Source organism: Corynebacterium sp. UBA2622 (genome assembly GCF_002339505.1).
Classification (GTDB): domain Bacteria; phylum Actinomycetota; class Actinomycetes; order Mycobacteriales; family Mycobacteriaceae; genus Corynebacterium.
Genome location: NZ_DDJO01000002.1, coordinates 45,479 through 58,555, shown reverse-complemented (window position 1 = coordinate 58,555; position 13,077 = coordinate 45,479). Strand labels below are relative to the sequence as shown.

At 69.1% G+C, this 13,077-nt stretch carries 15 protein-coding genes; 13 read left to right on the top strand and 2 right to left on the bottom strand.

All coding sequences use genetic code 11. The features are described 5' to 3' along the window. Positions 1–110 precede the first annotated feature (110 nt). A complete protein-coding gene (locus B3611_RS00745; RefSeq protein ID WP_291313176.1) occupies positions 111–965 on the bottom strand; it encodes a dienelactone hydrolase family protein in 855 nt (284 codons plus the stop codon). A gap of 135 nt (positions 966–1,100) precedes the next feature. Between B3611_RS00745 and glmS the strand changes: the two genes are divergently transcribed. From glmS to groL, 11 genes are all read left to right on the top strand, one after another. Continuing rightward, complete coding sequence (gene glmS, locus B3611_RS00740; protein ID WP_291313175.1) at positions 1,101–2,963, top strand: glutamine--fructose-6-phosphate transaminase (isomerizing); 1,863 nt, start codon at positions 1,101–1,103, stop codon at positions 2,961–2,963. 9 nt (positions 2,964–2,972) lie between these two features. After that, positions 2,973–3,644: a hypothetical protein gene (locus tag B3611_RS00735; protein ID WP_291313174.1), complete on the top strand. Its 672-nt coding sequence runs from the start codon at positions 2,973–2,975 to the stop codon at positions 3,642–3,644. A gap of 10 nt (positions 3,645–3,654) precedes the next feature. Continuing rightward, positions 3,655–4,731, top strand: coding sequence for an alanine racemase (alr, locus tag B3611_RS00730; RefSeq protein WP_291313173.1), 1,077 nt, complete (start codon positions 3,655–3,657; stop codon positions 4,729–4,731). Beyond that, a complete protein-coding gene (gene tsaE / locus B3611_RS00725; protein ID WP_291313172.1) occupies positions 4,728–5,219 on the top strand; it encodes a tRNA (adenosine(37)-N6)-threonylcarbamoyltransferase complex ATPase subunit type 1 TsaE in 492 nt (163 codons plus the stop codon). Before alr ends, tsaE begins: the two co-directional genes overlap by 4 nt. Positions 5,220–5,290: 71 nt before the next feature. After that, positions 5,291–5,797 carry a hypothetical protein gene (locus B3611_RS00720; protein WP_291313171.1) on the top strand — a complete coding sequence of 169 codons (507 nt, stop codon included), beginning with the start codon at positions 5,291–5,293 and terminating at the stop codon, positions 5,795–5,797. Continuing rightward, positions 5,794–6,471 carry a tRNA (adenosine(37)-N6)-threonylcarbamoyltransferase complex dimerization subunit type 1 TsaB gene (gene tsaB / locus B3611_RS00715; RefSeq protein ID WP_291313170.1) on the top strand — a complete coding sequence of 226 codons (678 nt, stop codon included), beginning with the start codon at positions 5,794–5,796 and terminating at the stop codon, positions 6,469–6,471. Before B3611_RS00720 ends, tsaB begins: the two co-directional genes overlap by 4 nt. After that, positions 6,468–6,971: a ribosomal protein S18-alanine N-acetyltransferase gene (rimI, locus tag B3611_RS00710; protein ID WP_291313169.1), complete on the top strand. Its 504-nt coding sequence runs from the start codon at positions 6,468–6,470 to the stop codon at positions 6,969–6,971. The genes tsaB and rimI overlap by 4 nt, the downstream gene beginning before the upstream one ends. Continuing rightward, positions 6,968–8,014, top strand: coding sequence for a tRNA (adenosine(37)-N6)-threonylcarbamoyltransferase complex transferase subunit TsaD (tsaD, locus tag B3611_RS00705; RefSeq protein WP_291313168.1), 1,047 nt, complete (start codon positions 6,968–6,970; stop codon positions 8,012–8,014). The genes rimI and tsaD overlap by 4 nt, the downstream gene beginning before the upstream one ends. Positions 8,015–8,100: 86 nt before the next feature. Next, the gene (locus tag B3611_RS00700; RefSeq protein WP_291313167.1) at positions 8,101–8,589 is read left to right on the top strand and encodes a hypothetical protein; all 489 of its coding nucleotides are present in this window, start codon (positions 8,101–8,103) and stop codon (positions 8,587–8,589) included. Positions 8,590–8,798: 209 nt separating this feature from the next. Then, positions 8,799–9,098: a co-chaperone GroES gene (groES, locus tag B3611_RS00695; protein ID WP_291313166.1), complete on the top strand. Its 300-nt coding sequence runs from the start codon at positions 8,799–8,801 to the stop codon at positions 9,096–9,098. A 20-nt stretch (positions 9,099–9,118) separates the two neighbouring features. Next, positions 9,119–10,732, top strand: a complete 1,614-nt coding sequence (gene groL, locus B3611_RS00690) for a chaperonin GroEL (protein WP_291313165.1) — start codon at positions 9,119–9,121, stop codon at positions 10,730–10,732. A gap of 94 nt (positions 10,733–10,826) precedes the next feature. Here the strand turns inward: groL and B3611_RS00685 are convergent, their stop codons facing one another. Further along, positions 10,827–11,141, bottom strand: coding sequence for a WhiB family transcriptional regulator (locus B3611_RS00685; RefSeq protein WP_291313164.1), 315 nt, complete (start codon positions 11,139–11,141; stop codon positions 10,827–10,829). Between the two features lie 427 nt (positions 11,142–11,568). On the opposite strand from B3611_RS00685, the gene B3611_RS00680 reads away from it, so the two are divergent. Continuing rightward, a complete protein-coding gene (locus B3611_RS00680; RefSeq protein WP_291313163.1) occupies positions 11,569–12,141 on the top strand; it encodes a sigma-70 family RNA polymerase sigma factor in 573 nt (190 codons plus the stop codon). Continuing rightward, entirely contained in the window at positions 12,138–13,064 is a 927-nt protein-coding gene (locus B3611_RS00675) for a hypothetical protein (protein WP_291313162.1), read from the top strand. Before B3611_RS00680 ends, B3611_RS00675 begins: the two co-directional genes overlap by 4 nt. The last annotated feature ends 13 nt before the right edge of the window (positions 13,065–13,077 follow it).

Here is a 13,077-nt window from a genome sequence, read left to right as displayed (position 1 = left end):
CCGGGATGCGCCGCGGGCGCTGGCGCCGAAAAACCCGCCCGGCAAGAGGACCGGGCGGGTTCCGGGGGCAGCCGATGATGCCCCGCATCACCCCGCGGCAGCGGGGCGGGCTACAGGAGGGGCAGTGCCATTCCAGCGGAGTGCAACCCCGCCCGCGAGGCGAGTTTCTCGCCCGCCAGCGAGCTCACGCTCTTTCCACTGGCCTCCGGGTCGGAGAAACCGGAGAACTTCTTCTCTCCCGCGAGCTCGTGGAGGAAGTAACCGGTGAGAAGGCCGCGCACGGTGGTCTGGATCTTCCTCTTCGGGGTGCCTAGCCCCATCAGGCGCTTCTGCAACCCGTCCTCGGCGAAGCTCTGCTGGTTGCCTTTCTTGACCACGCGGTAGACGACGTCGCCCGCCCAGTTGTAGGCCAGTGCCGCGGGGTTGCCGGGATCGAAGATGGCGTCGCTGTCACTGTCCGGGCCGATAATCATGCCGGGAGCAAACAGGTTGCGGGCCGCCTCCACGGAGGAGGGGGCTGTCGCGGCGGGGTACACGGCAGCGACAGCTGCGAGCTTTGCGTTGTTTACCGCGGCCAGAACCGCCGCGCCTCCGCCCATGCCGTGCCCGGCGAGACCGAGCTTGCCGGGAGAGACGGTGATGTTGCCGTTGCCCAGGCGCACCCCCGCGAGGATTTGCAGGGTGGTCTCCAGGTCGGCGGAAAAACCGGCGTGGTCGGGGCTGAAGCCCGTCTCCGTTTCCGGGGCAGCTGCAACGATGCCCCAGCTGGCCAGGTGGCGCAGCGTGTCCCGGTACTCGGCCACACCGCGCATCCAGTCGTGGCCGAAAGCAACCGCCGGCAGGTTGTGGCCCTCGGCCGGCGCGTACACCTTGCCCGGCAGGCCGGTGTATCCCAGGTCGCCCTCTAGCACACGGTGGGGACCCCGCTGGGAGAGGTCGGACAATTTCTTCAGGTTCGCAGACACGGCCCCCAGAATACTCGAAAAGGCCCGCGCAAAGGGCGTACGGGGCCCCGGCGGAACCGAACCTGCCCGGGGCCCTCCCGGCGGGGCGCGGAGCGGGTTGCCGGCTGTGGCTCGCGGTGCATTATCCTGTCGCTTATGTGTGGAATCGTGGGATATGTAGGCCAGCGTGAGTCGCTGGACATTGCGCTTGAGGCCCTGCGCCGGATGGAGTACCGCGGTTACGATTCCGCTGGTATCGCTGTCGCCCACGACGGTGGGTTTGCCGTCGTCAAGCGTGCGGGCAAGCTTGCCAACCTCGACGACAAAATCGCGGAGGTCGGGCGGGACACCCTGACCGGCCGCACCGCAATCGGGCACACCCGCTGGGCCACCCACGGCCGGCCGACGGACGAGAACGCGCACCCGCACGTCTCCTACGACGGCAAGGTCGCGATCGTGCACAACGGGATCATCGAGAACTTCGGTCCCCTGCGCTCCGAGATTGAGCGCGAGGGCATCCGGTTCACCTCCGGCACCGACTCCGAGACGGCGGCGCACCTGCTGGCGCTCGCGTACAACAGCGGAGAAACCGCCGGAGACTTCCGCGCGTCGGCGTTGAAGGTGCTCAACCGCCTCGAAGGCGCGTTCACCCTGCTGTTCATGCACGCCGACCACCCCGGCGAGATCATTGCGGCGCGACGGTCCACCCCGCTGATGGTGGGTGTGGGCGAGGGCGAGATGTTCCTCGGCTCGGACGTCGCGGCCTTCATCGAGCACACGAAGAACGCGGTGGAGCTGGGCCACGACTCGGTGGTGATCATCAACAAGGACGACTACGAGATCCTCAACTTCGACGGGACTCCCGGTGAGGGCAAGCCCTTTACCATCGACTGGGACCTCGAGGCGGCGGAGAAGGGCGGCTTCGATTCCTTCATGATGAAGGAGATCTTCGAGCAGCCCGCCGCGGTGCGTGACACCCTCGCGGGCCACTGGGACGGCGAGTGCGTCACCCTGGACGAATCGAACCTCACCAACGACGACCTGAAGTCCTTCGACCAGGTCTTCGTGGTCGCCTGCGGTTCCGCCTACCACTCCGGGCTGGCCGCGAAGTACGCCATCGAGCACTGGGTACGCATCCCGGTGCAGATCGAGGTGGCCTCCGAGTTCCGCTACCGCGATCCGATCCTCGACGAGCGCACCCTCGTTCTCGCCATCTCCCAGTCCGGGGAGACCGCGGACACCCTCGAGGCGGTGCGCCACGCCAAGACTCAGGGCGCGAAGGTTCTCGCCGTATGCAACACCAACGGTTCGCAGATCCCGCGCGAGTCCGACGCCGTGCTCTACACCCACGCCGGCCCCGAAATCGGTGTGGCCTCCACGAAGGCCTTCCTCGCCCAGGTTGCGGCGAACTACATCGTCGGGCTGGCGCTCGCCCAGGCGAAGGGCACGAAGTACCCGGACGAGATCCGCCAGATCTGGGAGGAGCTCGAGTCCATCCCGGGCAAGATCGAGGAGGTCCTCAACGTCAAGGACCAGGTCAACCAGATCTCAGCGACTCTGGGTGCGGTGAAGACGATGCTCTTCCTCGGCCGTGGCGTCGGGTACCCGATCGCCCTCGAGGGCGCGCTGAAGCTCAAGGAGCTGGCCTACATCCACGCCGAGGGCTTCCCTGCCGGGGAGCTCAAGCACGGCCCGATCGCGCTGATCGAGGATGACCTGCCCGTCGTCGTCATCGTTCCGAGCCCGCGCGGGGTGTCCCAGCTGCACTCGAAGATCGTCTCCAACATCCAGGAGATCCGCGCCCGCGGAGCGAAGACGATCGTGATCGCGGAGGAGGGTGACACCGCCGTAGAGCCCTTCGCCAACTGGCTCATCCGCATCCCGCAGACGCCGACGATCATGCAGCCACTCCTGGCCACGGTCCCGCTGCAGTTCCTCTCCGCCGACATCGCCCGCGAGAACGGCAACGAGGACATCGACAAGCCGCGCAACCTGGCCAAGTCGGTCACCGTCGAGTAGCGGGGCCCTGTGCTCTCCGCGCTGTCGTTCGCGTTCGTCGACTCCGTCAACCTCCTCCTCATCGGGGTGATCGTGGCGGTGGGCATCGGCACGCCGCGGCGCACCGCAACCGCCCGGAGTCGCTATGCGCCCATCACCGCGCTTCTTATCGCCGGCGACTGGCTGGGTGTGGCGAGCCTGGCGCTGCTCATGCTGGTCATCTTCGACGGCCTCGGCCCGGTTGTGCGCGATTTTGTGGAGGGTCCGGTCTTCGGCATCCTCCTCATTGCGGTGGGCGTGCTCACCGGTCTGCTGGCGCTGCGGGGCGGGGACAACTCCGGGTTGATCGAGAGAATCATGCGCCCCCTGCGCACCCCCAACCCGCTGACGGTGCTCACCGGGTTCATCCTCGGCGTGATCCAATCCGCCACCTCCGTGCCCTTCTACGGCGGCCTCGCCCTGCTCTCCGCGGCGGGGATCGCACCCTCGGTGCGCTACACCTCGCTGCTCCTCTACGCCACGGTGGCCCTGAGCCTCCCCACGCTCTGCGCGCTGCTGGTCGCCCGGGTGCGGGCGAGGCCGGACAGCGCGGCCGGCCGGGCCTTTGAGCGCGCCCGCGCCAACCCGCAGCCTGTGACGTTGGCGGCCACGTGGGCCGTCTCATTACTCCTGATTCTCCTCGGTGCACTGCACGTGTTTTAGGGTGGAGGGCATGTCTTTGCTTGCCGCCCGTATCGACCTCGGGGCCATCGCCCACAACACGCGAGTCATGAAGTCGCTGGTGGGCGGGGCGCGGCTGATGTGCGTCGTCAAGGCGGGCGCCTACAACCACGGCGTCGCGCGCACGGTGCCCGCCATGGAGGCCGCGGGTGCCGACGCCTTCGGGGTGGCCACCTTCGACGAGGCGGCCACCGTGCGCGACCTGACCGAGCTCCCGGTTCTCGCCTGGCTGTGGGCCCCCGGCCAGGAGCCCCCCGAGGGTGTGGAGGTGGCGGCGCCCAGCATCGATCACATCCGCTCGCTAATCGACGCCCGCACCACCGTCCCGGTCACCCTCAAGGTGGACACGGGCATGAACCGCGCCGGCATCGACGAAGAGGACTGGGACGAGGCATTCGGGCTGGCGGCGCGCGCCGGGCTGAACGTCACGGGGTTGATGAGCCACATGGCATGCGCCGACGTGCCCGGGTCGGGGTACAACGACGTACAGGCCGATGCGTTCCGCCGGGCGATCGGGGTGGCGCGCTCCCACGGGTTAGACGTGCGGCGCAACCACATCGCAAACTCCCCGACGGCGTTCACGCGGCCGGATCTCCTGTTTGATCAGGTCCGGGGCGGGGTGAGCCTCTACGGCCTGGAGCCCGTCGACGGCGCGGACCACGGCCTGCGCCCGGCGATGACGTGGGTGGCGACCGTTCTCTCCGTGAAGAAGGTGAGCCGGGGGGAGGGTGTGAGCTACGGCCTGACCTGGAGCGCGCCGTCGGACGGGTACACAGCGGTGATCTCGGCGGGTTACGCCGACGGGGTGTCCCGCTCCTGGCAGGGCCACCTTGAGGCGGGCATCGGCGGCCGGCTGTACCCCCAGGTGGGGCGGGTGTGCATGGACCAGTTCATCGTGTGGCTCGGGGGCAACCCCGCCGGTGTGCGGGCCGGAGACGAGGCCGTTGTTTTCGGCGAGGGCGGAATGAGCGCCACCGAGCTCGCCCGCCGCGCCGGCACCATCAACTACGAAGTCGTGTGCTCACCGGCGGGGCGCACGGTGCGCACCTACGTGGGGGAGGAGAAGTGAAGACAGGATTTCCCCGCGCGGGAGAGCGGGTGTGCGCCACCGCCGCCGACACGACGCAGCTGGGGTGCGAGCTGGGGGAGTGCCTCGAGGCGGGTGACGTGGTCATCCTCGACGGCCCCCTCGGGGCCGGGAAGACCACGTTCACCCAGGGCATCGCCGCAGGTATGCGGGTCACCGGGCGGGTGACCAGCCCGACGTTCGTCATCGCCCGCGAGCACCGCCCGTCCGCCGGCGGTCCGGCGCTCGTCCACGTCGACGCCTACCGTCTCATCGGCGAGGGCTCCTCCGGCGACCCGCTCGGTGAGCTCGACGCCCTGGACCTGGACACGGAGCTCATGGACGCGGTTGTCGTTGCCGAGTGGGGCGGTGGGCTCGTCGAGCAGATCACCGGTTCCTACCTTCTGGTCGCCCTGGACCGCACGACGATGGTGGAGGAGGACCCCGAATCCGAGGGGCGCATCATCTCCTGGGAGCTGGTGGAGCGTTAACCGCCCCGGCCGACGGCACGCGAAAACGCCCCGGGCAGCGCTGTCCGGAGCGGGATGTAGGCTTAACAACCATGTTGAAGCTGAACCAGAAGTACCGTCGCTGGATCATCACGGCCGTCGTGCTGTGGCTGATCGTCCTCGCCGCCCTCATCGCCATCCCCATGTCGCGCGCCACCAACGGCGCCCAGTCCGGACACACGAATTCGCTGCAGCAGACCCTGCAGAACAGCACTCCCGGCGAGGGTGACGCGATGGTCGGCCAGCTCGTTGACCCGTCCCGGGTCTACGACACCGACAAGTACGCCGGTTACATCACGCTGTGCCCCAACGAGCCTGAGGCCCTGTCCAAGGACAAGATCGAGCAGCTCGGAATCAACGAGGCGGACGTCAACCTCACCGGCAAGTACGGCTACATGGTTCTGCTCCCCGCCCAGGGCACGGATGTGGGGCTCGACCGCGTCGATCTCGCCGGCGTGAACATCTGCACCATGCCGATGAACCAGCCGTACCCGCTGAACGCCCCGCTGCCGTTCTACATGGACAATTCCACCTGGACCCTGGGGGCGAACGCGCAGTGATCGCCCTCGCCCTCGATACGGCCACTTCGGACCTGATCGCGGGCGTGGTCGACACCACGACGGGCCGCACGCTCGCGGAGGCGCTCACCCGCACCCGCAACCACAACGAGGAGCTCGTGCCGACGGTCACGAGGCTTCTCGACGACGCTGGCCTGGCGTACCCCGACATCGACACCATCGTCGTGGGCTGCGGCCCCGGCCCCTTCACCGGGCTCCGCGTTGGCATGGCCACAGCCTCGGCCCTGGGCCAGGCGCTCGGGGTTCCCGTCCACGGCGTTGTCACCCATGACGCCGCGGCGGCGCTTCTCGACGCCCCCTCCGCCCTCGTCGTCACCGACGCGCGGCGCCGCGAGGTCTACTGGGCGAGTTACGCGGACGGCGCGCGTGTCGACGGGCCCGGGGTATGCGCCCCGGGTGCGATACCCTTCGACGGTGACGTGGAGGTGCTCAGCGTTCCGCCGGAGCTCGCCGGCTCCGTGGGGGTGGGGGCGCGGTCCACAACCTACGCGCCACCCCGCGCCGCCGGCCTGGTGGCGGCGGCCGATCTGGACTGGGACCCGGAGCCGCTCGTTCCGCATTATCTGCGCCGCCCCGATGCCGTTCCGCCCGCCGCCAGGGCGAAGTCGCCGGCCATCCCCGATGTGGACGTCGACAGCCTTGGGGAGCGGCGATGAGGCTGCGCGAGCTGCGGCGGGGGGACGCGGAGCGCGTCGCGGAGATCGAGCAGGTCCTCTTCGCGGGTGACAACCCGTGGTCGCGCGATGTCTTCGTCGCCGAGTTCGCCCAGCCCTACACCTTCTACGTGGGCGCCTTCGAGACCGACGGTTCGGATGCGGCGGACGGTGCGGAGGGTGAGCGCCTCATGGGTTACGCTGGCCTGGCAATGCTCGGCCCCCGCGACGACCCCGAGTTCGAGGTCCACACCATCGGCGTCGATCCCGCCTACCAGGGCCGCGGCATCGGACGCGTCCTCATGGACCAGCTCGTACACACCGCCGATCTCCTGGATGGGCCGATGTTCCTGGAGGTCCGCACGGACAACACGCCCGCGCTGTCGATGTACGAGAGCTACGGGTTTTTCACCCTGGCGGTGCGCAAGAACTACTACCAGCCCTCCGGGGCGGACGCGTTTTCCATGATGCGCCACCGCCGGAGCGAAAGGGGCACGCAATGATCATCCTCGGCATCGAGTCCTCGTGCGACGAAACCGGCGTGGGCATCATCGAACTCGGTGAGGACGGTTCAATGCGGGTCCTCGCGGACCAGGTGGCCTCGTCCATGCGCGAGCACGCGCGCTTCGGCGGGGTCGTGCCCGAGATCGCCTCGCGCGCCCACCTCGAGGCCATGCCGCAGGTCATGGCCGCGGCTCTGCGGGAGGCCGGGATCGCCGCACCCGATGCCGTCGCCGCCACGGTCGGTCCCGGCCTCGCCGGTGCCCTGCTCGTCGGGGCGTCCGCTGCCAAGGCTTACGCCGCGGGGTGGGGGGTTCCCTTCTACGGGGTCAACCACCTCGGCGGGCACGTCGCGGTGGCCAACCTCGACGGCGCGGATGAGCTGCCGCATTCGGTGGCCCTCCTCGTCTCCGGCGGGCACACCCAGCTTCTCGAGGTCGAGGCGGTGGGCAGGCCGATGCGGGAGCTGGGCTCCACCCTCGATGACGCCGCCGGTGAGGCGTACGACAAGGTCTCCCGTCTGCTCGGGCTGGGGTACCCGGGCGGGCCGGTCGTCGACAAGCTTGCCGCGCGCGGAAACCGGGACGCGATTCCCTTCCCGCGCGGTCTGAGCAAGGCCGCCGACCTGCGGGGTGCGCACCGGTACGACTTCTCCTTCTCGGGGCTGAAAACCGCCGTGGCGCGCTACGTGGAGGCAGCCGAGCGCGAGGGGCGCGTGATCTCGGTGGAGGACGTGTGCGCTTCCTTCCAGGAGGCGGTGTGCGATGTCCTCACCGCCAAGGCCGTCATGGCCTGCGAGGACACCGGGGCCACGACGCTGCTGCTCGGCGGGGGAGTAGCCGCCAACGCGCGGCTGCGCGAGCTCGCCGGGCAGCGGTGCGCCGAACGGGGCATCGAGCTGCGGGTGCCCCGGTTCGCGCTGTGCACCGACAACGGGGTGATGATTGCCGCCTTGGCCGCGCAGCTCATCCACGAGGGAGCGCGGCCCTCCGCGATGGATGCCGCGGCAAACCCGGCGCTCGAGGTGGAGACGCCGCTGGTGTGAGGGAGCCTCCCGCTCGCGCTGCCAAGTCGGTGAATCCGGGATAGCGTTACCGGCAAACGTTCCCCGCCACGGAAAGCACCGGTTTCATGAGCAACGAGCTGAGCCACACGCCCATCGTCACCACCCACCCCGAGCAGGCCGACCGCGAGCGCTTCGGCTTCCTGGTCAACCCCGACCTGAGCTACCGGCGCATCGTCTTCGACATGGGCACCGTCCACCGCTTCCTCGGCGCGGTGGCGAACGACTTCGTCGACGTCGCCTTCGAGCAGGAGGGCAACCGCTTCCACGCCATCTTCAACCCGGAGGCCGCCGCGCAGAGGGCCGAGCCGAACCCGGTTGCCTCGCTGGCGCGCAACACCGCCGACACCGCCAACCCGGACTTCCTCACCGACCCGACGCGGGCGATCTCGGGCCCGGTGATCTTCTCCGCCCGGGACGGCAGGAGCGTCGACGAAGAAACGATCGACTCCGTCGAACAGGCGATCCGCGCGGTCCGCAATTACCGCGAGGACCACGAGGAGGAGTACCAGCTGTGGCGCAGCGCTGTGATCAACCGCGGCGATCAACCACAGTGAAGGAGTGGGCGAGGGAACCCAAACCCGCTCGCGTTGTTGTTGTCTAGCACTCGAGGGGGTAGAGTGCTAACAGGTTGTTTAGAGCACAGTTGTTCACCCGCGACGACGGCTGGGCCCTCGACGAACCACTGATAATCGCTGAATACGCTGCACGCGCGGTGCGCCCGGCGCACCGACGACGCTCAACACATCACGAAAGGTCGTTGATCATGGCAAACGTCAACATCAAGCCGCTCGAGGACAAGGTACTCGTCCAGATCGCCGAGGCTGAAACCACCACCGCCTCCGGCCTCGTCATCCCCGACTCCGCCGCCGAGAAGCCGCAGGAGGCCGTCGTCATCGCCGTGGGTCCGGGCCGCCTGGACGACAACGGCAACCGCATCGCCATCGACGTCAAGGAGGGCGACACTGTCGTGTTCTCCAAGTACGGCGGGACCGAGCTGAAGTACAACGGCGAGGAGTACCTTCTCCTTTCCGCCCGCGACCTGCTGGCCGTCGTCGAAAAGTAAATAAGGGGGCATAGCCACCAATGGCAAAACTCATTGCATTTGACCAGGAGGCCCGCGAGGGCATCCAGCGCGGCGTGGACATCCTCGCCGACGCCGTGAAGGTCACCCTCGGCCCCCGCGGCCGCAACGTCGTGCTCTCCAAGGCGTGGGGCGGCCCGACCGTCACCAACGACGGCGTCACCATCGCGCGCGACATCGACCTCGAGGACCCCTTCGAGAACCTCGGTGCGCAGCTGGTGAAGTCCGTGGCCGTGAAGACCAACGACATCGCCGGCGACGGCACCACCACCGCGACGCTGCTCGCCCAGGCGCTCGTCTCCGAGGGCCTGCGCAACGTGGCGGCCGGCGCAAACCCGATCGAGCTGAACAAGGGGATCACCGCCGCCGCGGAGAAGGTCGTCGAGGAGCTGAAGAACCGGGCCACCCCCGTCTCCGCCTCCGCGGAGATCGCCAACGTCGCCACCGTCTCCTCCCGCGACCCCGAGGTTGGCGAGATGGTCGCCGGAGCGATGGACAAGGTGGGCAAGGACGGCGTGCTCACGGTCGAGGAGTCCCAGTCGATGGAGTCCTACGTGGACCTCACCGAGGGCATCTCCTTTGACAAGGGCTTCCTCTCCCCGTACTTCATGACCGACCCGGATGCCGGTCAGGCCGTCCTCGAGGACGCCCGCGTGCTCCTGGTGCGCAACAAGGTCTCCTCCCTGCCCGACTTCCTCCCGCTGCTGGAGCAGGTGGCCAACGAGTCCGTGCCGCTGCTCATCATCGCCGAGGACGTCGACGGCGAGCCGCTGCAGACGCTCGTGGTCAACACGATCCGCAAGACGCTGCGCGTCGTCGCCGTGAAGTCGCCGTACTTCGGTGAGCGCCGCAAGGCGTTCATGGACGACCTCGCCGTCGTCACCCGCGCCACCGTGATCGACCCCGAGGTGGGCATCAACCTCAAGGACGCGACCCTGGAGCACCTCGGCTCCGCCCGCCGCGTGACGGTGACCAAGGACGACACCATCATCGTCGACGGTGCGGGTTCGGCCGAGGCCGTCGAGGAGCGCCGCAACCAGATCCGCCGCGACATCGAGGCCACCGACTCCACCTGGGACAAGGAAAAGATGGAGGAGCGCCTGGCCAAGCTCTCCGGCGGCGTCGCGGTCCTGCGCGTCGGCGCGGCCACCGAGACCGAGGTTAACGAGCGCAAGCTGCGCGTCGAGGACGCCATCAACGCCGCGCGCGCCGCTGTCCAGGAGGGCATCGTCGCCGGCGGTGGTTCGACCCTGGTGCAGATCGCCGCGGAGCTCAAGGAGTTCGCGGAGGGCTTCGAGGGCGAGCAGAAGGTCGGCGTGCTCTCCGTGGCACGCGCCCTGACCAAGCCCGCCTACTGGATTGCGGAGAACGCCGGCATGGATGGCTCCGTGGTCGTGGCCAAGATTGCCGAGCTGGGCAACCGCGAGGGCTTCAACGCCGCGACGCTCGAGTACGGCAACCTCGTCGACCAGGGCATCATCGACCCCGTCAAGGTCACCCACTCCGCCGTGGTCAACGCGGCGTCCGTGGCCCGGATGATCCTCACCACCGAGGCATCCGTCGTGACCAAGCCCGCCGAGGACGAGGACCAGGGCAACCACGGTCACTCGCACTAGGGCCGGGAAGCGCGCGTCGCGCGCGTGACGACGGGCCCCGGGCGCACCCCCACCAGGGGAGAGCGCCCGGGGCCTTTCCCGTGCCCGGAATCGCTCAGCTGGAGGAGACCGCTGCGACCTGCATGCCCCCGCGCGCACCGCCGCGCAGCAGGGCCTGACGCTCCGACTCGCTCATCCCGCCCCAGATGCCGTACGGCTCCGCCACCTTCAGGGCGTGGTCCCGGCACTGGGTGAGGACGGGGCAGGAGTAGCAGATGGCCTTGGCGCGGTTCTCGCGCTGCGCCCGGGCGCGCCCACGCTCCCCGTCGGGGTGGTAGAACACCTCCGAGGCCTCTCCGCGGCAGGCACCGTGGAGCTGCCAATCCCAGAAGTCGGCGTTCGGTCCGGGAAGCTGGTGGGGCTGGGACATGAATGAAGGCTCCTTCTTCACGTAGCGGTGTTCACGGCTGTCCGCGGGGGCGGCGCAGCCGACGTTCCCGGCGGCCGCCGGGGTGACCCTGTACCGCGAGCGGTACCGCTAGGGCATGTTCGCGGACCGGGGTTAACTGGGGGTTTCCCTGCGGTAACGCGGAGCTTGAAACCGCTGCGGACCCGCCCCGCGCCCCGCCCCTACCTGCGCATATGTCCAAGGTTAAAGGTCGGTGAATTTCTGGGGATGCAACGGCGCAGGTGAGCGCTTTTTCCAGCGGTCGGGCACGGCGGTAGGGTGCGGGGCGTAAGCTAAACGTTTGTTTGGAGCATCATGTGAGCGCGACGGTGTGCCGGGCTGCAGGGGTTGGCTTGATCGCACACCGCCCGCACATCGCCCGGTACCGGCGCAGGTAGTAAGGAGAGCCATGTCCACGTCCGACCTCGACTCGGAGCTCTCCCGCCTGGTTCCCCGGGCAACGGGGGGAGACCGCCGGGCGCTCCAGGACGTCGTGCGCCTCATCCACCCGCCGGTGCTGCGCTACGCCCGCGCCCGCATCGGCGGAGGGCGCACCCCCACGGCCGAGGACGTCGCGCAGGAAATCTGTCTCGCGGTGGCCACCTCGATCGAACGCTACGTGGACACCGGCCGGCCCTTCATGGCCTTCGTCTACGGCATTGCTTTCAACAAGGTCGCCGATGCCCACCGGGCCATGGCGCGCGACAAGCTCACCCCCAGCGAGGAGGTGCCGGACGCCGAATTCACCGGGGGAACCCCCGAGGAGATGGCGCTCGCGGAGGACGGAAGTAACAGAGTCAGAGGCCTGCTCGATTTACTCAGTGACAAGGCACGGGACATCCTCATTCTCAGGGTGTTCGTGGGGCTTTCGGCGGAAGAGACGGCGGCTATCGTCGGCGGGACGGCCGGCGCAGTGCGCGTCGCCCAGCACCGTGCGCTCGCCACCTTGCGCAAGGCCATTGAGGAAGGGGACCAGCCATGAAGCGTCGCACCAACGGGGGGCAGCCGCGCGACATTTCGGCGCACCTCCAGCCCCTCGTCGACGACGATGCCTTCCTCAACGCGCTCTCGCGTGGCGACGACCCCTCCGACGGCACGGACCCCCTCGCAGGCCTTCTCTTAGGGTTGCGCGCCGACGTGAACCGCCAGGTGCCCCCGGCACCGCTGCTGGACGCGGAACCGGACGGGGAAACTGCCGGGGCCCCGGGGGCGGACGATGCCGACGAACAGCCGGTCACCGTCACCCCGATCGGCGACGCGCCCTCGCGGCGCCGGGGAATCAGCCCCTGGGCCGCGGGCCTGACCGGGGCGGCCGCTGCGACGGCGCTGGTCATCGGCACCGGCGCGGCTCTCTATGGGGCAACTCCCGGCTCGCCCCTGTGGGGGCCGGCGTCAGCGTTGTTCGGCGACCGCGCGGCTGCGGTCCAGCTTGCCGGCACCCTCGACGAGCTGGAGGCGGCGAACGCCTCCGGTGACACGGATCAGGCGCGCCACCTCCTCGATCACGCCCGCGAGCTCGTCGGCACCATGAACCCGGGCGCGGACTCCCGCGACCGCGGGCGGCTGGAGCGCCAAGAGCGCGAGCCCGGTGCAACGGTGAGCGAGCAGGCCACCCCGCGTGTTTCAGAGCCGAAGACTGCACCGGCCACGTCTCAGCCGGGTGGGACACCGGCGAGTGCGACGGTCACGGAACGGGTGACGGAGACGGTCACGGTATCGGTGACCTCCGAGCCCGAACCCACCCGCGCCCGGCCGGCCGAGCCCGGTCCGGCAACTGTCACCGTGCCCCAGGCACCCGCCCAACCCGCGCCGCCGACCCAGCTGACCGATGGCGGGGTTGGAGATCCGGGGCAGGGTCAGGCGGCGGAGACCACGGCGCGCGCCAGTGAGGCCGCCCAGCGCTAAGGGCCAGCGTTAA